Consider the following 20,509-nt stretch of genomic DNA (forward strand, 5'->3'; position numbering starts at 1 on the left):
TCTATTCGGGGTGGTTGACCGGCACCGGCGCCGGGCGCGCCGGGGCTTCGGGGGCGGGGCCGGTTTCGGTGGGATGGCCGGCTTCGACCCAGTCTTCGATTCCTTCGCGGTACTTGCGGACGTCGGCGTACCCGAGTTCGAGCAGCCGGGCGCCGACGAATTCGCTGTTGCGGCAAGGGGTGTTGGCGCAGTAGACGACGATCGCCGCGGTCTTGTCCGGGACCACCCGCGGCGCGTGGTCGTCGGTGAACCGCGCGGCCTGCTCGTAGGGGAAGCCGGGGATGTTGCGGGCGCCGGGAAGGTGTTCGCGGGCGTAGTAATCGGGCGGCATGGTGTCGACGACGATCACCGTGCCCTCGTCCATCGCGGTTTTCAGCTCTTCGCGGCCGATCAGCGGAAGCATGCCGGTTCCTCCCGGGTTCCGGCGGCGGGCCAGCAGGCCCGTCGCGAGGTGACAGACGAACGCCACGACCACCGAGTTGATCGTGGGAATCCCGAAGTCGAAGACGAGCGCGAAAGCGGTCCCGAGCGTCCAGCTGATGAGCGCGGCCGGTTCCCAGTCGCGACCGGCCACCGCCTGTCCGCGGCGCAGGGCGGCGAAAGCGGGACGGCATCGGCGAAGCACGAAGTACTCCGCGATGAGCACCCCGGCGACCGGCGGGGCGAGCACGCCGACCGTGGTCAGGAACCCGGCGAAATTGTCGGCGATCCCGAGCGCGGACGCCGCGGTGCCGAACACCCCGAGCACCAGGACCACGTGCACGCGGCTGACTTTCCGGTCGAACAGCACGTCCACGACGTTGACCAGGCCGAGTGAGGAGGAGTACAGGTTCCAGTCGTTGATCTTGAGGATCGCGGTGGCCAGCACCAGGGTGCCGAGCAGCCCCGAGGAGGTGGTGACGATGCCGACGACGTCCGAGGTCGCGGCGGCGTGCGCGAGCAGCACGCCGATCAGCCCGATGAGGTACTCGCCGAGCGTCACGCTGAGCACGGTCTGCTTGACCACGTCGCCGCGGGTGCGGTTGAACCGCGTCATGTCCGGGGTCATCAGCGCGCCGAGGATGAACGCCCCGGACACCAGCGTGGTCGCCGCGCCGAGCGACAGCGGCGGCCCCGGCGGGGGAGCGGAGATCAACGCCGACAGCGAGTGCGTGTGCAGCGCGTCCAGCACCGAATACCCGGCCAGCACAAGGAAAGCGGGCACGGTGAGGTAGGCGGTCCAGGCCATCAGGCGGAAGCCGTAGACGGTGATCACGGTGATCGCCGCTCCGCCGACCAGCGCCCAGCCCCATTCCGGCAGCGCGCCGCCGAGCGCGCGCATCCCGTGCGCGAACACCCCGTTCTGCACGCCGAACCAGCCCGCGAGGCTGATCGCGACCAGCAGGCCGACCAGCGCGGAGCCCTTCCGGCCGAACCCGGCCCAGCGCGCCAGCACCGAGGTGGACAGTCCCTCGCGCACCCCGGCGATGCCGAGCAGCACGGTGATGACCTCCAGCAGCACCGAACCGATCGTGATGGCCAGCACCGCGTTCCAGAACGTCATCCCGTAGCCCAGCAGCGCGCCGACGATGAACTGCTGGAACGAAGACACCTGCCCGAACCGCTGCACCGCGACCGACGGCCAGGACCGGCGGGCGCCGTCCGGGACGCGGGTCAGCGAATAGTCGTCGTGGCGCTCGCTCATCGGCCCGTTGCTTCCAGTGCGGCTTCGGCGACGACCAGGAAACCCTGCCCCGCCTCGGGCCGGAACGCGAATTCCCGGTCGAAGAACTTCTCGAGAAACGGCACCCGCTGGTGGTAGACGAACATCGACCGCGGATTTCCGGTGATCAGCCCGGAACCGGCGAACAACGGGAGTTCGGCGAGGAAGTAGCGCACCGCGAGCCGCAGCGCCCGCTCGTCCGGCACGTTTCCGGTCCGGCCCTGCAGCACCCAGGTGGAAGCGCCGTAGCAGGCGGAGCGGAATGCGTCGTCGGTTTCGAAGCGGTTTTCCGCCGAGGCCAGCAGCCGCCGATAGGCGGGGAGTTCGCGCAGCCGGGCCATGCCGAGGATCCGGCTCTCCGGGTCGGGCACGTCCAGCGCGCGCAACGCGGCGGCGATCTTGTTGTGCACGTGGCAGGACTGCCGGTGCGCCTTCTGTTTCGCCCTGGCCGGCGGGTATCCGAGCGCTTCGAGCGTGTAGGCGGTGACCTCGTCCGGGACGAAAAAGCAGAACTCGGCGAAGTGCTCCGCGGTCCACGCGGCGAGCCGGGCCAGCCGTTCCGCGGTGAAATAGCCGTTGAACGGGCTCACCCCGACACAGGCGTGCCGGACGTCCGGATACAGGCGGGCGCAGCCGGAAGACAGCGGAGTCGCGTCGAACATGGGAAACCTCCACCTTTTCTCGTCTCGATTCCGCGTTTTCTCCCGGCGGGGCGGGACTGGTGCGCTCACTGTGCCGGGATCCGGGCGGCGCGGGTAATGCCTGCCGGTTATGCCGTCGCGGGACGGCGACGGCGGCAGTTCGGAAAGAGGATTTCCTACTTTGGTCGGGCGATTGCCACACTTTCGCCGGTGCACTCGCCGCGGCGGGAGTCATATCGTGGACTTTCGTGGAGTTGGAACTCAAGCATTTGCGCCACCTCCAGGCGATCGCCAAAGCGGGCAGCCTCAACCGCGCGGCCACCGAACTGGTGCTGCCGCAGCCCGCCCTCAGCCGCGAACTGCGCAGGATCGAGGAACTGCTCGGCCGGGCGCTGTTCGAACGCGCCCGCGCGGGGGTGCGGCCCACGCCGTTCGGGCAGCTGATCCTCGACTACGCGGACGGGATCCTCGCGCGCACCGCCCGGATCGGGCCCGCTCTCGCGCAGCAGCGAGCCCAGCGCGACAGCGCGTTGCGGGTCGGCTGGTCGGAAACGGTGCTGTCCGGCCCGTTGCTCCGCGCGCTGGAGACGACCGGGCTCGGCGACCGGGCGGAGATCCGGACCGCCGAGTCGACCGCGGAGATGCTCGGCTGGTTCGGCCGCGGCGAACTCGACGTCGCCGTGCTGTCCGAACAGTGCGAGGTGCCGCTTCCCCCGAACACCGGCCGGATCGACCTCGCCGAGGACCCGCTGCTGATGATGCTCCCGGACTGGCATCCGCTCGCCGCCCGCCGCGAGGTGGACCTGGCCGACCTGGAGCACGAGCGGTGGATCTCCTCGACCGGGCCGGACCGCTGCCGCGAGTTCCTGGCCCGGGTGTGCGGTCCGTACGGATTCGCCCCGGTGATCGCCCACTACGTGCCGGTCTCCGGCCCGCGCGACGAGATCGTCCGCTACCAGGGCGACGTCACGCTCGTCCAGGCTTCGCGCCCGCTCGCCCCGGGGGTGGTGCACCGGCCGGTCCCCGGTCTGTCCTCGCGGACCAGGCACTTCCTGCTGTACCGCGAGGACAGTCCGGTCGCCGGGCGGGCGGTCCTGCTGGCCGGATTGATCCTCGACGCCTATCACGACGAAAAGGGCGGCTTCGACGGCCCGCGCGCGATTCCGGGGGAACTGCCGTGGCTGACCGCCCGGACCAGCTGATCCGCACCGGCGCGGACGTCGAGCTGCGGCAGCTGAAGCTGCTGGTCGCGGTCGCCGAGGCGGGCAGCGTGGCCGCCGCCGCGACCGCGCTCGGGACTACCCCGGCCAAACTCGCGCTGCGGATCCGGCGGCTGGAACGGATGGTCGGCGCCGCGCTGCTGGCCGCGGAACCGGACGGGAAGCTGTTCACCGAAACCGGCGAGCTCCTGCTCGAACACGCCACGGCGGTGGTGCCGCAATTCGACCGGATGCTGACCGCCGCCCGCGCCGGCCTGGAACGCCCCGCAGCGCAGATCCGGATCGGTTCGGTGCTGACTCCCGTGCTGCCGCGGCTGATCCGTGAGGTGGGCCTGCGCAATCCTGGTGCCGGATTGGCGGTCCGGGCCGGCGAATCCGCCGCGGAGCTGGCCGAGGCGTTGCTTCGCGACGAACTGGACCTCGGCCTGCTGCGTCAGGACGCCGTGCGGGAACGCCCCCTCGAATGGGTCTCGGTAGCCACGGAACCGCTGGTGGTCGGCATTCCTCCCGGACATCCGCTCGGCGTTCCGGACTCGCTCACCCCGGCCGCGCTGTCCGGCCAGCGCTGCGTTCTTCTCGACCAGTCAGTGCAGCCCCGGACGCGCGCACTGCTAGCGGCCTTCGCCGACGCCGGTGCCGATCCGCGGCTCTGCTACGCCGACAGCGAATGGGCGGTGCTGTGTTTCGGTTACGGGGCGGGAATCCTGACCGTGACCGCTCCGCCGACGAGACCGATGCCGGACACCTCTTACCGGCCATTGCATTGCGCGGCCACGAATTCGACTCTCGTGCTCGCCTGGACAGACGACGGACCGCTCGCCGACTGCGTTCCCCGCGTCCGAGCGGCACTGACCCGCGCGCACGCGGAACTCCTCCGCGCGCTCATCACATGACGGACGTGAGGGGACCCCTGAGGGACTCAGAGTCCCTCAGGGTTCCCCTCACGGACGCGAAATCAGCCGATGCGGTAGCTGTACGGCAGAGTCGCCAGCACCTCACCGGTTCCGACCTGCGGCAGACCGGTCACGCCGGTCGGCAGCGAAGGCACGGTCACGATGTTCAAGTGCCCGGCCACCTTGTCGCCGCGGTTGCCGGACGGCGTGATCGTGACCAGGACGGTCGCGGTCTCGCCCGGCTTGACCAGCTGCGGCGTGCCGCCGGTGCCGTTCGGGTCCACCGACTGGCCGTACGGGTCGCCGGTCGACGATGTCACCGAACCGTCGAAGCCCGCCGTCTGGATCGACGCCGTGTAGCTCGAATGCCCAGCAGGCGCGCCTTCCGGACCGAACGGGCCGATCTCCTGCACGTCGGCGAACCAGACGCCCTTGGTGACATACCCGGTCTTCTCGCCGATCGTCGCGACCGACACCGTGCTGCCGTTCTGCGCGGACTTCAGGTCGCCGAGCACGTCGATGCCCGCCGCCGAGCCCTGGATCTCCGCCTGCGCGGGCACGGTCGAGGACGTCGCGACGGTGAACTTGCTCGTCTCCGGCGGAATCGAGTACACCGGCGCGTCCGTGTTCAGTTCCGGCAGGTTGACCTCGGTCGAACCCTGGATCGGCTGCGGCTGCAGCGTTTGCCGGGTGTTCGTGCGCGCGTCGACGCCGATGGCGATCGGCTCGACTCCGGTGTTGCGCACCGTCACCGGCACGGTCACGGCCTTGCCCGCGGCGAGCGACGCGGACTGCGGCAGCGCGGGCGCGCTGGCCGAGACCTGGTCGAAGCTCACGGTGCCGCTGAACGGCTGGTCGATCTGCTTGCCGGTCACCGGGTTCTGCACGACGAGCACCAGGTGCCAGCGGCCCGGCAGCGGGTTCAGGTCGACGAGCTGCAACCCGGTGCCCTGCTTCAGCGTGGTGGCCGAATCGAGGTAGGCGTTGCTGTTCACGTCGGCGAGTTCGCCGTTCGGGTCGACCAGGACGCCGTCGAGCAGCGTGCCCGGATCCTGCAGCTTCACCGCGACGTCGAGGTCCCGCTTGCCGCGCGGCACGTCGAACTCGTAGGAGAAGGTCTGCGCCGGCGACACCGCGCGGGCGTTGCCGCCGGTGATGGTGCCGTTGAAGGTTCCCGGGCCGTTCTTCGTCGGGATCAGCGCGCGCAGCACGGCCGACACGGAGGTCTGGTGGCCGTCGGAGCTGCCGAAGGTGATCGAGTAGTCCGCGTCGCCGCCGCTGCTCGGAGTCTGCAGCGAGACGTGCACCGGCTTCGTCTGGCCCGGCTTGAGTTCCAGGATCTGCGGCGACACCTGGCCGTACGGGACGGCGCGCTGCGCGGTCGTCGCCAGCTGGATGTCACCGGTGTAACCGGCCGGTCCGGACGCCGAGTACAGCACCGCGGTCCACGTGCCCGCGACCGGGCGCGTGACGTCCACGTTGGCGTAGTTCGCCGTGGCGGCTCCACCCTGCGGACGGCTGTTGGCGACGAAGGTGCCGTCCGGTGCGAGCAGCGTCAGCCGCACCACCGGGGTGACCGACTGGCCGTTGACCGACTTCGGGCTGCCCTGCCACGCCATCCGCGCGAGCAACCGCTGCGCGCCGTTCGGTACGGAGAACGTGACCTTCTTGTACGCCCAGTTCGTGCCGTTGAAGTACGGGAACGTCGGCAGCTTCGTCGAGTCGAACGCCGTGGTCTGCGCCTGCGTGCCCATCGGGGAGAACGTGCGCGTGCCGGTGCTGACCGTCAGCGGCTTGGTGCCCGAGTTGGTGACGTTGACCGACGCCTGCTGCGTGCTGCCCGGCGCGCCTTCCAGCGTCAGCTGGTCGGCCGACAGCGTGATGTTCGACGAAACGCCCGCCGGTGCCCCGGTCGAGCCCGGAGCGGTGAGCGCCGCTTCGACCGCCGCGCGCGCGTCGAGAAGGCCTGCGCCCTGCTCGTCGGCGGGGAGGTTGAGGTCGCGCGCGGTGCTGGTGATGATCTGCTTCACCTGCGCGGGCGACGGCGACGCACCGTGGTGCGCATTGCGGTAACTCTGGATCACCAGCGCGGCGACACCCGCGGTCAGCGGGGCGGATTCGCTGGTGCCGCCGAACGATTCGAGGTCGGTCGGCTGCGGGACGGTGTTGAAGTTGCGGCATTCCGAGTACGCCGGCGCGCAGTCGGCCCAGTTGCCCTCGCCGGGCGCGACGAGGTCGATGGTGCGGCCGTTCTGCGTGATGCCGGACGAGGACAGCGCGGAGATGTTGTCGCTCACCCATTTCCCGTTGGAGAACGGGAAAGCCGCGTAGCCGGTCTGCGCGTACAGCCGGTTGTCGGTCGTCGCGCCGGTGGAGATCACCAGCGGGTCAGTGGCCGGGCTGCCGATCGTGGACGTCGTGCCCGCGTCGCCGCTGGAGGCGGTCACCGTGACGCCTGCGGCCACGGCCTGGTCGTTGAAGACCTGGAACAGGTTGCGGGAGCTGGAATCCGGGTACTGGTTGAGGCCGAGCGACTCGTTGATCACGTCGACGTGGTCGACGGTCACCGCGTAGTCGATCGCCTGCAGCACCGCGGAGTTCGTGGCGGTCTTGCCGAAAACGTTCAGGCCGACCAAGCTCGCGCCCGGCGCGACGCCCTTCACGACGATGTTGCAGCCCGCCGGGAGCGGGTGCTTCTCGTTCACGAACTTCGACAGGTCGTGGACCACGACGCCCTGCGCGGCGATCGACGAAGCGTCGCCGAAGGCCTCGGCCCCGGCGTCGGTCGTGTTCGGACCGTCGCCGGAGAAGTCCTGGTAGTCCGAGAACACATGGCTGCCGTCGGGACGGATGAAGTCCGCGTAGTTCGGGTCCATGTTGTCGGCGAGGAACGCGACCTTCACCCCGGCCCCGTTGGCCAGGTCGGACGCGCTCTTCCCGCCGGTGGTGCTGTACGCGCGGATCGACGTCAGCGCTTCGGGCTCCAGCAACGGTTTCGCCGGGTCGCTCGGGCAGGTCGCGTTCGGCAGGGCCTGCGACGCGGCCGGTCCGCCCGCCTTCGGAGCGGCGGCCGGTGCGCTCGGCTTGGCGTCCGGCAGCGTCACCTTGCTGTCCGGCAGCACCTGCGCGACCGCCGGGTCGTGCGCGAGCTGTGCGGCCTGCGCGGGCGTGACGGTGGCGGAGAAAGCGTTGCCCAGGGCGAAGTGCTTGACCTTGGCCGGTGCCGCGCCGGCGAGCTTGGCCAGCACCGAGTCCTGTTCTTGGGTGGCTTTGGCGCGGCGAGTGTCCGAGGCCGCCTTGGTGGGCGGCGCGCTGGGCAACTGGTCGGAGAGGACGACGATCAGCGATTGCGGCGTCGTGTCGGCCGTCGCCGCGGCTGGCCCGGCAGCCTGCGCCGGCTGGGTGACCCCGGCCAGCACCAGACTGCCGGTCGCAGCCATGACTAGGGCGCGAACGGATCGCGAGGAACGCCCCATGTGCAGTTCCCACTTCCTGCTAGAAGGGTTCGTGAGTTACCGGCCCCGATGAAATCGGGCGCACTTGTCGCACGCTCGTTTTCCCGGCAGTCAGAACTCTTTCCGACTCCTTCACGATCCACAAGAGACAATAGTGGGAAACAAATCCGGCAAACGGGACCGAATTTCCGCGCGGTCGCGCATTCGGTCCCGTTTGCCGGAATCGGGGTCAGCCCTGGGGGAGGTGCCGGCGCGAGTGCCGGGTCACCACAAGGGTTCCCGCGATCGCGACCAGTGCTACGCAGGCGAGCAGCACCGGGTAGCCCGCTACTCCGTTCAGGGCCGCTAAAAGTGACGGCAGCAGGAATCCGATGTAGGCCAGCGCGTAGTACACGCCGGTCAGTTCCGCGATTTCGTCCGGCCGGGCGAGGCGTTGCAATTCCAGCAGTCCGGACACGACTACGATGCCGTAAGCGGTGCCCAGCACGACTGCCGCACCGAGTGCGATCCAGGGCGATTCCTGCGCGGCCGCGAAGACGCTCAAGACGAGGCCGACGCACAATACGGTCATTCCGGTGAGCACGGCCCGAGCGCTGGTGGCGCGGTCGACGCGCTTGGCGATCGGCTGAATCCCGACGCCCGCGCCGATCGCGCACACGGTCAGCAGGGTGGAGTAGGCCAGCGCCCAAGACCCGGTCTTGTGCTGGACGAGCTGCGGCAGGATCGCGTACGCCACGCCGCAGGAGCCGAAAATCCACGGAGCCGCAGGCAGGATCACCCGGCGGAACCGCGGATGCCGTGCGGTGGCGGGCAAAGCGGCGCGGACCGAATCGGTCCGGACGGTAAGCGTTTCCGGACTGCGCGTGACCACGGCGAGCGAGACCAGCGCGAGTCCGATGTGGACCAGATAGGGGAGGGCCATCGGCCACGGGCCCCATTGCGCGAGCACGCCGGCGACGCCGGGACCGATGCCGAGCCCGAGCGTCAGGCACAGTGCGGCGCGGCGGGTGCCGGTGTCGGCCGCGGTGTACGGGTCGGCGTCGGCGAGTTCCTTGATCCAGGTGGAGCCCACGGCCATCGCGACCGCGACCGCGATGCCGGACAGGAACCGGCCGCCGGCGATCCACGCGACGCCGAGCGGCCCGAGTGCCAGCAGCAGGCTCGCTAGCAGGGACAGCACGGTCCCGGCGAACATCACCGGGCGGCGACCGTACCGATTGGACAGTCCGCCGGACAGCAGGAGTCCTGGCACGAGGCCGACGACATATGCGCCGAGCAGGGCGTCGACGGTGAACGCGGAGTAGCCCGCGGCGTGGTACATCACGAGCAGCGGGGTGAACTGGTTACCGCCCCATCCGGCGGCGAACACCGCGGCCGCGGCCGGGAACCAGGCCGGACGGGTGGTTGTTTCGGGCGTTCCGGGCAGGGGAGCGCGGTCAGCGGTAGTGGTCATCGACGGTGCACCGAATCCAGGTGTGCGCGCAGGGCCGGGGCGAAGGTGTCGGCCTTCGTCTCTGCCTCCGCGATGATGTTCAGGAGCTGTTCGTGTTCGCCGACGACCTGCGGCAGGCGGGCCGGGATCGGCGCGAGCGCGTGGACGTTCATCCGGCGCTGGCGGTCGGCGAGGGTGGTGTAGAAGGTGAGCAGCAGGGCGTTGCCGCCTGCCGCGACGATCGTGCGGTGGAACAGCTCGTCGGCCTCGGCGAACGCGGGCACGTCGCCCGCTTCCGCGTGCTGGCGCTGGGTTTCCAACACCGCGCGCAGCTGTTCGAGCGCGTCCGGGATCAGTTCCGGACGGCGGCCCAGCCGGTGTACCGCCGCGCTCTCGACGGCCTCTCGGGCTTCGAGTACGTCTTCGGCCTCGCCAGGGGTGATCGGCACGACGATCGCGCCGCGCTTCGGGATCAGGTTGAGCAGTCCTTCGACCTGCAGCCGCAGGAAGGCCTCGCGCACCGGAGTCCGGCTGACCCCGAGGCGTTCGGCGATCTCGCCCTCGCTGAACAGGTGCCCGCCGGGCAGTTCGCCGGTGAGCACCAGTTCCTTGGTGAGCTCGTAGGCGCGGTCGGCGGCGGGTTTCACAGCGGTCACGCGCTCGACGCTAACATGCATCCCAGCTTGTATCTAAGGGGTTGTGACCTGCGGCTCAACGTTCTGTCGGCGGCCTGTGCGATGCTCCGGGGGTGCGATTGCTCCTCGATGCCCGGCCCACTGTCCAGCAAGCCGTCGACGCGGTCCGCGCGGCCCTCGCCGGCGGTCTCGACCCGGACCAGGACCCGCCGCGGTCCGTCGTGCCGGTGCCGACCGGGCAGTTCCTGCTCATGCCCGCGTTCTGGGACCGCTACGCCGGGGTCAAGGTCGCGTCCGTCGCGCCGGACAACCCGGCGCGGGGCCTGCCGCGGATCCAAGGCCACTACCTGCTGATGGACGGCCCGACGCTCACGCCGATGGCGCTCCTGGACGGCGTCGCGCTCACCTCGGTGCGCACGGCGGCCGTCTCCGCGGTGGCGGCGGACCTGCTCGCCGTGCCGGACGCGGAACGCTTGGTGGTGTTCGGCACCGGCCCGCAGGCGGAGAGCCACATCGAGGCTTTCCGGGCGGTCCGGCCGGTGCGGGAGGTGGTGGTCGTCGGGCGGAATCCCGAGCGGACGCAAGCCTTTGCCGCGCAGTACCCGTTCGCGCGGGTGGGTACGCCGGACGACGTGGCCTCGGCTGATTTGGTCGTGTGCTGCACCTCGTCCCGGACCCCGGTGTTCGACGGCGCGAAAGTCCCCGAGCACGCCACCGTGGTCGCCGTCGGTTCGCATGAACCGGAAGCGCGGGAAGTCGACGATGTCCTGATTGGACGGTCCACAGTGGTCGTAGAGGGGATCGGCGCGGCTACCCGCGAGGCCGGGGATGTGGTGCTGGCACTGGAATCCGGTGCCCTCGCGGCGGATGACCTCGTCTCGCTCGCCGCGCTGGCTCAGGGGCATTCGGTGCCTTCGGGTCCTCGGCTGTTCAAGAGCGTCGGGATGGCTTGGGAGGACCTGGTGGTCGCTGCGGCCACCTACGAAGCCGCCGACTGACCGGAATTGTCGGTGGGGGCCGATAGCCTGGACTCCTTCGACGGCGAGGGGAGATGGGGATGTCCGAGGAGCTGACCACCGCGGAGCTGTTCGACGCGATCGGCGCCAGGTACGAGGAGGCGTTCGGCCGCCGGCCGGTGGTGGACGCGGCAGTGCGGGAGCTGATCGAGGTGCTGCCGTCGTCCGCCCGGGTGCTCGACATCGGCAGCGGGACCGGCCGTCCCGCCGCGGCTGAACTGGCCGCGGCCGGGCATCGGGTGACCGGGATCGACGTGTCGGCGGAGATGGTGCGGATCGCGCGCGAGCAGGTGCCTTCGGCGGAGTTCGTGCAGGCTGACGTGCGGGAATGGGAGTCGTCGCCCGGGACGTGGGACGCGGTGTGCGCGTTCTTCTCGTTCGTGCAGCTGTCGCGAGCCGAAACGGAGCAGGTCCTCGGCCGGATCGCGGGCTGGCTGGCCCCGGGAGGGAGACTCGCGCTGGTGACGGTGCCCGCGGACATCGAGGACGTGCCGATCGAGTTCCTCGGCCACTCGATCCGGGTCACGAGCTTCCCGGCGGATGCGCTGCTAGACCGGGTGCGCGCGGCCGGTTTCGAGGTGACCGGAACCCGGGCGGAGACGTTCGCGCCGGACAAGCCGGGAGCGCAACCGGAGGAGCACCTGCTGATCTCGGCCCGCAAACCCGGCTGAGCGGCTCCGGAAAAGCGCCGCCGACCACGGTATCGTGAAATAAATTCGGCGGCTCGGCCGGGTCGAGGGAAAAACGGGACGGCATTTTCGCGCGGTCCGGATGAACACGCCGGAAATTGCGCGGAAAATGCCGCCCCTCCCGTTCCGTGCGGCAGGTTCGGTGGTCAGCCGAATAACTCCCGGCCGCGGCCGGACGATTGCCGGATCACCGTCGCCCGCTCGCCGCTTCGCGAGCTGCCCTCGTCGGCCGATTCGCTCGGCCCCGCGCGCCGGGGCTGATGCTCGCGGGTCCTGACCCGAGCGTTTCGCTTGCCGCGGCTGACTTCCGCATCTGACCGCGGTTGCCGAGCCGTGCGTTTCGCTTGCCGCGGCTGGCTTCCGCGGCTGACTGCGGTTGCCGAGCCGTGCGTTTCGCTTGCCGCGGCTGGCTTCCGCGGCTGACTGCGGTTGTCGAGCCGTGCGTTTCGCTTGCCGCGGCTGGCTTCCGCGGCTGACTGCGGTTGTCGAGCCGTGCGTTTCGCTTGCCGCGGCCGATTCACGAAGCGGTCGGCCGCAGCGTTCGGCGCGGAACCTCAGGCCGGAACAGTCCTTGCTACTGCTGGTTGCCCCACTGCTGCTCGCCCTGCTCGTAGCCGCCCTGGTCGCCCTGCCCGAAACCGCCTTGCTGCCCGCGCTCTTCGAAGCCCTGCTGCTGGCCGCCCTGCTGGAAACCTTGCTGCTGGCCGCCTTGGCCGAAGCCCTGCTGCTGCTCGCCTTGGCCGAATCCGCCTTGCTGGCCGCCCTGTTCGCGGCCGCCCTGGCCGTAACCGCCCTGCTGGCCCTGGCCTTGCTGACCGCCCTGCTCGCCCTGGCCGAAACCGCCCTGCTGACCCTGCGGCCCGCCCTGCTGGTGGCCCTGCTGACCGCCCTGGTCGAAGCCGCCCTGCTGCTGTCCGCCGCCTTGTTCCTGGCCGCCTTGCTGGCCTCCGCCGAAGTTTTCCTTCAGCTTGTCCGCGCCCTGGCGGATCTGGTCGCCGTGCTTGCCGCCGGTTTTCTCGTCGGCGAATTCGGCGGCCTTGTCGATGCCCTCGCCGACCTTGTCCTGGTTGTTGCCCGCGAATTCCTGGATCTTGTCCTTGGCCTGGTCGAAAAAGCTCATCGAAATCCTCCTTGATCTATTCGTGACACATGGATACCAGCCGGGTACCCGGCTGACGCGGCGGCGAGACGCCAGTCCCCGGTTCGGGTGAGGCGTGGCGCCGGTTCTGCCCGGGTCGGGCCACGGGTGGGTTACCCCACACGCCCGGACGCGGGCCGGGCCGGCCGGTAGGGTCGCCGCCGCGGGGGCACCGGAGCCGAGGAGGACATGTGGCGGGACCGTTGAGCGGGCTGAAAGTCGTCGAGCTGGCCGGGATCGGGCCGGGGCCGCACGCTTGCATGGTGCTCGCCGACCTGGGCGCGGACGTCGTCCGGGTGGAACGGCCCTCCGGATCGCTCGACCTCAGCGGCGGCAAGCCGGACCCGCTGCTGCGCGGCCGCCGCTCGGTCGCGGCGGACCTCAAGACCCCCGAAGGCCGCGAACTCGTGCTGCGGCTCGCGGCGAAGGCGGACGTGCTGGTCGAAGGCCTGCGCCCGGGCGTCACCGAACGGCTCGGCGTCGGCCCGGACGACTGTTTCGCCCGCAATCCCCGCCTGGTCTACGGCCGGATGACCGGCTGGGGCCAGGAAGGCCCGCTCGCCCAGCGCGCCGGCCACGACATCAACTACCTCGGCCTCACCGGCGTGCTGCACGCGATCGGCCGCGCGGGCGAACGTCCGGTGCCGCCGCTCAACCTGGTCGGCGACTTCGGCGGCGGGTCGATGTTCCTCATCGCGGGCGTGCTCGCGGCGTTGTGGGAATGCGGCCGGACCGGTCGCGGCCAGGTCGTGGACGCGGCGATGGTCGACGGCGCGAACGTGCTGTCCCAGATGATGTGGGCCTTGCGCGGCCTGGGCTCGTGGTCCGACGAACGCGGCACGAACCTCCTGGACGGCGGCGCGCCGTTCTACGACACGTACGTCTGCGCGGACGGCCGTTACGTCGCGGTGGGCTCACTCGAACCACAGTTCTACGCGGCTCTCCTGAACGGCCTCGGCCTCGCCGCGGAAGACCTGCCGCCGCAGCTCGACCGCGACGGCTGGCCCACGCTCCGCGCCACCTTCACCCGCGCGTTCCTCAGCCGTACTCGCGACGAATGGGCCGAGGTCTTCGACGGCACCGACGCGTGCGTCACGCCGGTCCTCGCTCCCGACGAGGCACCCAAGCATCCGCACATCGCCGCACGGTCCGGGCTGATCACGGTGGACGGGATCGTCCAGCCCGCTCCGGCACCGCGATTTTCGCGCAGCACAACGGATGTGCCCTCGCCGCCGCCGGTCCCGGGCTCGCACACGGAAGAGGTGCTGGCCGAGTGGGAGTCGTGAGCGGCGATGCCGGTTAGAACCGGCTTAGGCGCTCACGAACGCCTAAGCCGCACCGGCAGCGTCACGTGCCCGTTGGTGATGAACGACGGCACCGGCTCCAGCTCCTCCCCGCCCACCGCCAGCGCCAAGTCCGGGAACCGCTCGAACAACGCGGGCAGCCCGAGTTCCGCTTCCATCCGGGCGAGCTGCGCGCCGAGGCAATAGTGCACGCCGTGCCCGAACGCGAGCGCTGACTTGTCCTTCCGGGACAGGTCGAACTCGTTCGCGTCCGGCCCGTGGTGGCTCTCGTCGCGGCCGGCGGGGCCGAACGACGCGAGGATCGGGTCGCCCGCGTGGATGGTCGTGCCCTCGACCTCGATGTCCTCCAGCGCGAAGCGCAGCGGCAGGTGCGAAAGCGGTGCCTGCCAGCGCAAAGTCTCGTCCACGACGTCCGACCAGGTGCGCGCTCCGGCCAGCACCGAGCGCAGCTGCGCGGGATGCGTCAGCAGTGCGGTCACGGCCTGGTCGAGCAGGTTGACCGTCGTCTCGTGACCGGCGGTGATCACCAGGATCAGCGTGTCCACCAGTTCCGCTTCGCTCAGCCGGGAGCCGTCGGAGTCGCGGGCGGTGATGAGTGCGGTGGCGAGGTCGTCACCAGGCTCGGCGCGCCGCTGGGAGACGAGGTCGGCGAGAATTCCGTACAGCAGTTCGACGTTCGCGGTCGCTTCTTCCGAGGTCGCCGACGTCGCGAAGATTCCGGCCACCGCGGTGCGCAGGCCCGGCCGCGCCTGTTCGGGGACGCCGACCAGCCGGCAGATCACCTCGATCGGCAGCCGGTAGCAGTACTGGTCGCGCAGGTCGGTTTCCGCCGGTCCGGCTTCGAGGGCGGCGAGCAGGCCGTCGACGATTTCGGCGACCACCGGGCGCAGCGCGGCGATCCGGCCGGGCGCGAAAGCCTTCGACACCAGCGAGCGCAGCCTGCGGTGTTCGTCGCCGTAGGCGGTGAACATGTTCTGCACCGAAACCCAGATGTTGAGCGACCAGTCGGAGGTGATCTCGCCGTCCCGGTAGGCGGGCCAGTGCCGCCGGGCGTCCTTCGACACCCTCGGGTCGGCGAGCAGGCTGCGCAGCAGCGGCAGGCTGGTGACCGACCAGGCGAGCACGCCGCCGGGCAGTTCGACCACGGTCAGCGGTCCGCGTGCGCGAAGCCGGGCGCCCTCGCCGTGTACGTCCGGCGCCGCCGGGTCCAGCACGAAGGGGGTGACGGCGTGATCCATGGGGCGCTCCTCGCGGCCCGATGGTCCACAATGGACTGACGATGGGGGAGGTGTCCGTTGCGGCCACCGGGTCCGCGGCAAGCGTAGCGCGGCTAAGGATCGTTCTGTCCCGCTTGAGGGGTGGTCCGGACCAGAGCGGGGAAGGGGTTGACGTCAGCCGTCGGCGCGCTTGCGGTGCAGCGAGAACCGCTCGAACACCGACAGCTCGCCGGTCGGCTTGTTCACGTTGTAATAGGTGACGTGCATCGTGGTGGTGCCGCCCGGACTGCGCCCGGGGTCCACAGTGAACGCGGCGAATCCGTAGGGGTGGTCGAGGTCGCGCACCGCGCTCCACACCGCTTTTTCGCGCACGTAGGTCGGTTTCCGCTTGCCCGTGGCCGGATCCCGTTTGTCGGCGACGGCGGTTAGCACCTTTCCGGTGCCGTCCTTGAAGAAACTGCCGTTGGTGGTGCCGGAGACGCCGCCTCCGCCGAGAATCATGTGCACGGTGCCGTGCGTGGCGTCGATGTTGTCGGTCGCGTCGGACACCGGATTCGGCGTGAGCGTCTCGCTTTCCGCGACGACGCCGTGCACGGCGAGGGAGCGTTCGTAGTCGTGCTCGTGCCCGCACAGCACCAGGTCGACGCCGTAGCGGTCGAACAGCGGGCCGTACTTCTCGCGCAGGCCCAGGTCGGCGCCGTTCGCGTCGGACGTGCTGATCATGACCTGGTGCATCGCGACGACGATCCAGTCCACGTCGCGCGACGCCCGCGCCGCGGCCAATTCCTTCTCCAGCCAGGCCAGTTGCCGTCCGCCGGAGTAGCCGTTGACGTAGACGTCGCCGCCGTCCTGCAGGCAGTTGTCGTCGTTCTGCAGCACGATCACCCGCACCGAGCCGACCGTGAAGCCGTACCAGAGGCCGGCGAGTTCCGGATCGGTTTCGGTGGAGGGGAGTTGGAAGTACGCCTGGTAGGCGCCCATCCCGATCGCACCGTTTTGCTTCTCGATCTCGTGGTTGCCCGCGGCGGGCATCCACGGCCGGTACCGCGCCGAGCGGGTGTTGTTGGTGAAGAAGTTGTTCCAGGTGCGCACGCGGTCGACGTCGAGGTTTGCGTAGCAGAGGTCGCCGTTGAGCAGGTGGAACAGCGGTGCGACGGTCTCGATGCCGGTGACGATGTCCTTCGTGGCCGGGGTCGAGAAGAAGTCGAGCGCGGGCGCGCCTTTGAGATCCCAGGTGACCTGCGGCGCGGACTGGTCGCCGAAGCTGGTAAAGGTGAACGCGGACCTCCCGCCGGGCGCGGTGCGGAAGGTGCCCGCGTCGGGCGTCGCGCCGTCGTGCTGGGCGATGTAGAGGTACTCGGTGTTCGGGCACAGGCGGTTGATCTCGGCGTGATGCACCCAGACCGTGCGGTTGGAAGTGCCGTCGACGTAGGTGCGGGTGACCGCGGGTGCGTACGAGCCGAAGCCGTCGTCGAGCGTGCCGTAGAGGACGCGGGGACGGCGGACCGGGCCGTCGGTGAGCCACGAAACCACCATTTGCCGCGCGGGATCGCGGCCGAACGTGAGATGTAAACCCTGCACCGGTGTCGCGCCGCCGCCCGGAGCCGGCGCAAGAGGAGCGGCAGCGGCCGTACCAGTGCCGAGCAGTGGTACGGCAGCGCTCGCACCCATAAGGCCTAACGCTCCTCGACGGCTGACGGTGTTGGACATGACGGCCTCCTCCGGCTCCCAGGCGGAAGCGAAGTTATGCTGGCCGCGCGGCCCGTCGATGAACGCCGGGCGTCCGGCGCGTGAAGTGTTTTCGCGCCAGGTTCCGGTTCGTTCCCTTTGCCGGGAAACGGTTTCCGGACTGTCCGAAGTGGAGCGTCCCGTATTAGCCGGATCGATTCAGAACGGTTCTGCTAGCCTGCAGCGTGACGTGCGGCTCGCCGTGGTGCCGCGTTGCTGCCGGAGCGCTTCACGGAGCGTGCGCTGAGTGCTTCGGCTCGAACCTCCGAGGAGCGTTATGACAGGCATCGTCCGGGTCCGGGGCCGTGAGGTGCTCGACAGCCGGGGCAACCCGACGGTCGAGGTCGACGTGGTGCTGGCGGACGGGTCGGTGGGCCGCGCGGCGGTGCCGTCCGGGGCCTCCACCGGCACGCGCGAGGCCGTTGAGCTGCGGGACGGCGACGCGAAGCGGTTCCACGGCAAGGGCGTGCGCAAGGCGGTCGACGCGGTGAACGGCGAGATCGCCGACGCCGTGACCGGCATGGAGGCCGAGGCGCAGGCCGACGTCGACCGCGCCCTGATCGCCCTCGACGGCACCGAGAACAAGGCCCGCCTCGGCGCGAACGCCACGCTCGGGGTCTCGCTGGCGGTGGCGAAGGCGGCCGCCGCGGCGAACACGCTGCCGCTGTACCGGTACGTCGGCGGGGTGTACGCGCACCTGCTGCCGATGCCGATGATGAACATCATCAACGGCGGCGCGCACGCGGACAACCCGATCGACTTCCAGGAGTTCATGATCGGCCCGGTCGGCGCGGAAACGTTTGCCGACGCCGTGCGGATGGGTTCCGAGGTGTTCCACACGCTGCGGAAATCGCTGCACGAGGCGGGACACAACACGAATGTCGGCGACGAGGGCGGGTTCGCGCCGCAGCTGGGATCGGCCGACGAGGCGCTCGAGTTCGTGGTCCGCGCGATCGAGAAGACCGGGTACGAGCCGGGCAAGGACATCGCGCTGCTGCTGGACCCGGCGGCGTCGGAGTTCTACCGCGACGGCGTCTACGACTACACCGGCGAGGGCCGCAAGCGCAGCATCGAGGAACACGTCGCGTACCTGACCGAGCTGACCGAGCGTTTCCCGATCGTCTCGATCGAGGACGGCCTGGCCCAGGACGATTACACCGGCTGGAAGCAGCTGACCGACGGCATCGGCGACCGTGTCCAGCTCGTCGGCGACGACCTGTTCTGCACGAACGTCGAGATCCTGCGCGACGGCATCAAGCGCGGCATCGCCAACTCGATCCTCATCAAGGTCAACCAGATCGGCACCCTGACCGAGACGCTGTCCGCGGTCGACACCGCGCACAAGGCGGGCTACTCGGCGGTCATGTCGCACCGCTCGGGCGAGACCGAGGACACCACCATCGCCGACCTCGCGGTGGCGACCGGCTGCGGCCAGATCAAGACGGGCTCGCTGTCGCGCTCCGACCGGACGGCCAAGTACAACCAGCTGATCCGCATCGAGGAGGAGCTGGGCACCGAGGCTCGCTACGCGGGCTGGGACACGCTCCGCTGAGCTGTTTTTCGAGGCGGCCCGGGTTTTCGCCCGGGCCGCCTTTCGCTATTTCTTCACCCGAAGGAACATCGCCGCGGCGGTGAAGGCCGCACTGACCCAGAACGCCGCGCTCGCATGCGCCGCATCCAGGACGACGGCTCCCGCCACCGCAGGCCCGGCCACCGCGCCGAGATTGAACGCCGTAGTCGCGATCGCCCCGGCCACCCGGGGCGCTTCCTTGCTGGCGGAGGTGACAATCGCGGCGATCAACGCGGACCCGACGCCGAACGCCATCGCCCCGGTGATCAATGCGGCTGCGATGAGCCCCGGAAGACTCTGCGCCGCGAAGAACGCCGCCACCCACACGGCGGTCAGCACTGCCGTGCCCGCTTTGAGAATCCTCGGACCTGCCTTGCCCGCGATCGTGACGCCGACGAACGATCCCACTCCGAACACCGCCAGCACTACTGGAACCCAGCTGGCTGATTGCGTCATCGTGCCGAGGTAGGTGAAGGCCGCGAAGGTTCCGCCGTTGACGAGAATCCCCTTGACCACGGTGGCCGCTACGCGCGGCTGTGTCAGGACTCGCCACTCGCGATACACCGGGCTGGTGGCCGACGGGCTGTCGAACTTTGTTGTTGTCAGCGCGACGGCGGCCGCCGCCGTGATCGCCGCGATGGCCCAGAACGCGGCTTGCCACCCGGCGTACTGGCCGAGCAGCGTCCCGGCCGGAACGCCGACGATGCAAGCGAGCGTGACACCGGACAGCAGCACGGAAGTCGCCCGCCCGACGGCGTCCTCCGCGACGAGCGACGGCAGCGCCGCGAGCGCCACCGCGAGGAACCCGGCATTGGCGAACGCCGCGAGGGCGCGGGTGGCGAGAAGGAGCGGGAAATCGGTGGTGAGAGCACCGATGACGTGAACTGCGGAGAAGAGGCCGAGGAAGGTGAGGAGCGCCAGCTTGCGTGGCAGTTTGCTGCCGAGCATCGCGAGAACTGGTGCGCCCGCGACCATTCCGGCCGCGAAGAGCGACGTGAGCAACCCGGCGGCGCCGAGCGAGACGCCGGTGCCCGCGGCGATCTGGGGGAGGAGCCCGGAGAGGACGAACTCGGACGTGCCTTGGGCGAAAACCGCGCAGGCCAGGAGGAAAATGACGGGAGGCAAGGGAATCGGCTCCGAATAGCTGTCGGCGTCGGGGACGCCGGAGGGATGAGGACGGTTCGCTTGCGGAGTGGGGTGCCTCGGGCTCGCGCGCAGCGGTCCGCGGCTTGGCTTGGGCGCTTGGCTGCAGTTGCGCCGGACGAAGCACTGCTGCGGCTCGGGGCCGCGAGCAGGCTTCGTCCGGGTACTGCGGGGCTGAGCACGCTTTGGCCGCGGTGCTGTGGTGCCGGGCACGCTTTGCTCGCGGTGCCGTGGTGCCGTGCACGCTTTGGCCGTGGTGCCGTGGTGCCGTGGTGCCGTGGTGCCGTGGTGCTGAGCACGATTTGCTTCCGGTGCCCCGGTGCCCCGGTGCCCCGGTGCCCCGGTGCCGAGCGCGCTGTGCCCGCGGTGCCATGGCGGCAAGCATGCTTTGGCCGCGGTGCTGAACACCCTTTGGCTGCGGTGCTGAGCGCGCTTTGGCCGCGGTGCCATGGCGGCAAGCATGCTTTGGCCGCGGTGCTGAACACCCTTTGGCTGCGGTGCTGAGCGCGCTTTGGCCGCGGTGCCGTGGTGGCAAGCGCGCTTTGCTCGCGGTGCCGTGGTGCCGGGCATGCTTTGCTCGCCGTGCTGCGGTGGCAAGCATACTTTGGCCGTGGTGCCGAGCATGCTTTGCCCGCGGTGCCATGGCGGCAAGCATGCTTTGGCCGCGGTGCTGAACACCCTTTGGCTGCGGTGCTGAGCGCGCTTTGGCCGCGGTGCCGTGGTGGC

The 20,509-nt window shown here is 70.0% G+C and carries 15 protein-coding genes and 1 pseudogene; 6 read left to right on the top strand and 10 right to left on the bottom strand.

Annotation, left to right across the window (positions count from 1 at the left end):
* Nucleotide 1 precedes the first annotated feature (1 nt).
* The 3 genes and pseudogenes from ACFXI3_RS29570 to ACFXI3_RS29580 all read right to left on the bottom strand — a co-directional run bounded on the left by ACFXI3_RS29570 (nucleotide 2) and on the right by ACFXI3_RS29580 (nucleotide 2,364).
* On the bottom strand, nucleotides 2-403 hold the full coding sequence (locus tag ACFXI3_RS29570) for a rhodanese-like domain-containing protein (RefSeq protein ID WP_378403934.1): 402 nt from the start codon (nucleotides 401-403) through the stop codon (nucleotides 2-4).
* A 144-nt stretch (nucleotides 404-547) separates the two neighbouring features.
* A pseudogene (locus tag ACFXI3_RS29575) lies at nucleotides 548-1,684 on the bottom strand (purine-cytosine permease family protein); the annotation flags it as partial.
* Entirely contained in the window at nucleotides 1,681-2,364 is a 684-nt protein-coding gene (locus tag ACFXI3_RS29580; protein ID WP_378403869.1) for a tRNA-dependent cyclodipeptide synthase, read from the bottom strand. The pseudogene ACFXI3_RS29575 and the gene ACFXI3_RS29580, both read right to left, overlap by 4 nt.
* 227 nt (nucleotides 2,365-2,591) lie before the next feature.
* Here ACFXI3_RS29580 and ACFXI3_RS29585 point away from each other — a divergent pair, with 227 nt between their 5' ends.
* Both ACFXI3_RS29585 and ACFXI3_RS29590 read left to right on the top strand, forming a co-directional pair.
* Nucleotides 2,592-3,545: a LysR family transcriptional regulator gene (locus ACFXI3_RS29585; protein ID WP_378403871.1), complete on the top strand. Its 954-nt coding sequence runs from the start codon at nucleotides 2,592-2,594 to the stop codon at nucleotides 3,543-3,545.
* Nucleotides 3,521-4,456 (top strand): LysR substrate-binding domain-containing protein, encoded by a 936-nt coding sequence (locus ACFXI3_RS29590; protein WP_378403873.1) that lies wholly within the window; start codon nucleotides 3,521-3,523, stop codon nucleotides 4,454-4,456. Before ACFXI3_RS29585 ends, ACFXI3_RS29590 begins: the two co-directional genes overlap by 25 nt.
* 62 nt (nucleotides 4,457-4,518) lie before the next feature.
* Here the strand turns inward: ACFXI3_RS29590 and ACFXI3_RS29595 are convergent, their stop codons facing one another.
* The 3 genes from ACFXI3_RS29595 to ACFXI3_RS29605 all read right to left on the bottom strand — a co-directional run bounded on the left by ACFXI3_RS29595 (nucleotide 4,519) and on the right by ACFXI3_RS29605 (nucleotide 9,999).
* Nucleotides 4,519-7,896 (bottom strand): S8 family serine peptidase, encoded by a 3,378-nt coding sequence (locus tag ACFXI3_RS29595; protein WP_378403875.1) that lies wholly within the window; start codon nucleotides 7,894-7,896, stop codon nucleotides 4,519-4,521.
* A 244-nt stretch (nucleotides 7,897-8,140) separates the two neighbouring features.
* Nucleotides 8,141-9,364 (bottom strand): MFS transporter, encoded by a 1,224-nt coding sequence (locus tag ACFXI3_RS29600; protein ID WP_378403877.1) that lies wholly within the window; start codon nucleotides 9,362-9,364, stop codon nucleotides 8,141-8,143.
* Complete coding sequence (locus ACFXI3_RS29605; RefSeq protein WP_378403879.1) at nucleotides 9,361-9,999, bottom strand: GntR family transcriptional regulator; 639 nt, start codon at nucleotides 9,997-9,999, stop codon at nucleotides 9,361-9,363. Before ACFXI3_RS29605 ends, ACFXI3_RS29600 begins: the two co-directional genes overlap by 4 nt.
* 92 nt (nucleotides 10,000-10,091) lie before the next feature.
* On the opposite strand from ACFXI3_RS29605, the gene ACFXI3_RS29610 reads away from it, so the two are divergent.
* Together ACFXI3_RS29610 and ACFXI3_RS29615 are read left to right on the top strand one after the other, a co-directional pair.
* On the top strand, nucleotides 10,092-10,976 hold the full coding sequence (locus tag ACFXI3_RS29610; RefSeq protein WP_378403881.1) for an ornithine cyclodeaminase family protein: 885 nt from the start codon (nucleotides 10,092-10,094) through the stop codon (nucleotides 10,974-10,976).
* 59 nt (nucleotides 10,977-11,035) lie between these two features.
* A complete protein-coding gene (locus tag ACFXI3_RS29615) occupies nucleotides 11,036-11,665 on the top strand; it encodes a class I SAM-dependent DNA methyltransferase (RefSeq protein WP_378403883.1) in 630 nt (209 codons plus the stop codon).
* Nucleotides 11,666-12,257: 592 nt separating this feature from the next.
* Here the strand turns inward: ACFXI3_RS29615 and ACFXI3_RS29620 are convergent.
* Complete coding sequence (locus ACFXI3_RS29620) at nucleotides 12,258-12,803, bottom strand: antitoxin (RefSeq protein ID WP_378403884.1); 546 nt, start codon at nucleotides 12,801-12,803, stop codon at nucleotides 12,258-12,260.
* A gap of 209 nt (nucleotides 12,804-13,012) precedes the next feature.
* On the opposite strand from ACFXI3_RS29620, the gene ACFXI3_RS29625 reads away from it, so the two are divergent.
* Complete coding sequence (locus tag ACFXI3_RS29625) at nucleotides 13,013-14,107, top strand: CaiB/BaiF CoA transferase family protein (RefSeq protein WP_378403886.1); 1,095 nt, start codon at nucleotides 13,013-13,015, stop codon at nucleotides 14,105-14,107.
* A gap of 32 nt (nucleotides 14,108-14,139) precedes the next feature.
* On the opposite strand, the gene ACFXI3_RS29630 is transcribed toward ACFXI3_RS29625, so the two are convergent.
* Nucleotides 14,140-15,363 carry a cytochrome P450 gene (locus ACFXI3_RS29630; RefSeq protein ID WP_378403888.1) on the bottom strand — a complete coding sequence of 408 codons (1,224 nt, stop codon included), beginning with the start codon at nucleotides 15,361-15,363 and terminating at the stop codon, nucleotides 14,140-14,142.
* Between the two features lie 153 nt (nucleotides 15,364-15,516).
* A complete protein-coding gene (locus tag ACFXI3_RS29635; RefSeq protein ID WP_378403890.1) occupies nucleotides 15,517-17,052 on the bottom strand; it encodes a purple acid phosphatase family protein in 1,536 nt (511 codons plus the stop codon).
* 295 nt (nucleotides 17,053-17,347) lie between these two features.
* Between ACFXI3_RS29635 and eno the strand changes: the two genes are divergently transcribed.
* On the top strand, nucleotides 17,348-18,622 hold the full coding sequence (gene eno / locus ACFXI3_RS29640; protein ID WP_378403892.1) for a phosphopyruvate hydratase: 1,275 nt from the start codon (nucleotides 17,348-17,350) through the stop codon (nucleotides 18,620-18,622).
* 45 nt (nucleotides 18,623-18,667) lie between these two features.
* Here the strand turns inward: eno and ACFXI3_RS29645 are convergent, their stop codons facing one another.
* Nucleotides 18,668-19,765, bottom strand: coding sequence for an MFS transporter (locus ACFXI3_RS29645; RefSeq protein WP_378403894.1), 1,098 nt, complete (start codon nucleotides 19,763-19,765; stop codon nucleotides 18,668-18,670).
* Nucleotides 19,766-20,509: the final 744 nt, after the last annotated feature.

Origin of the sequence: Amycolatopsis sp. NPDC059235 (assembly GCF_042754125.1) — a bacterium.
Lineage (GTDB): Bacteria > Actinomycetota > Actinomycetes > Mycobacteriales > Pseudonocardiaceae > Amycolatopsis > Amycolatopsis albidoflava.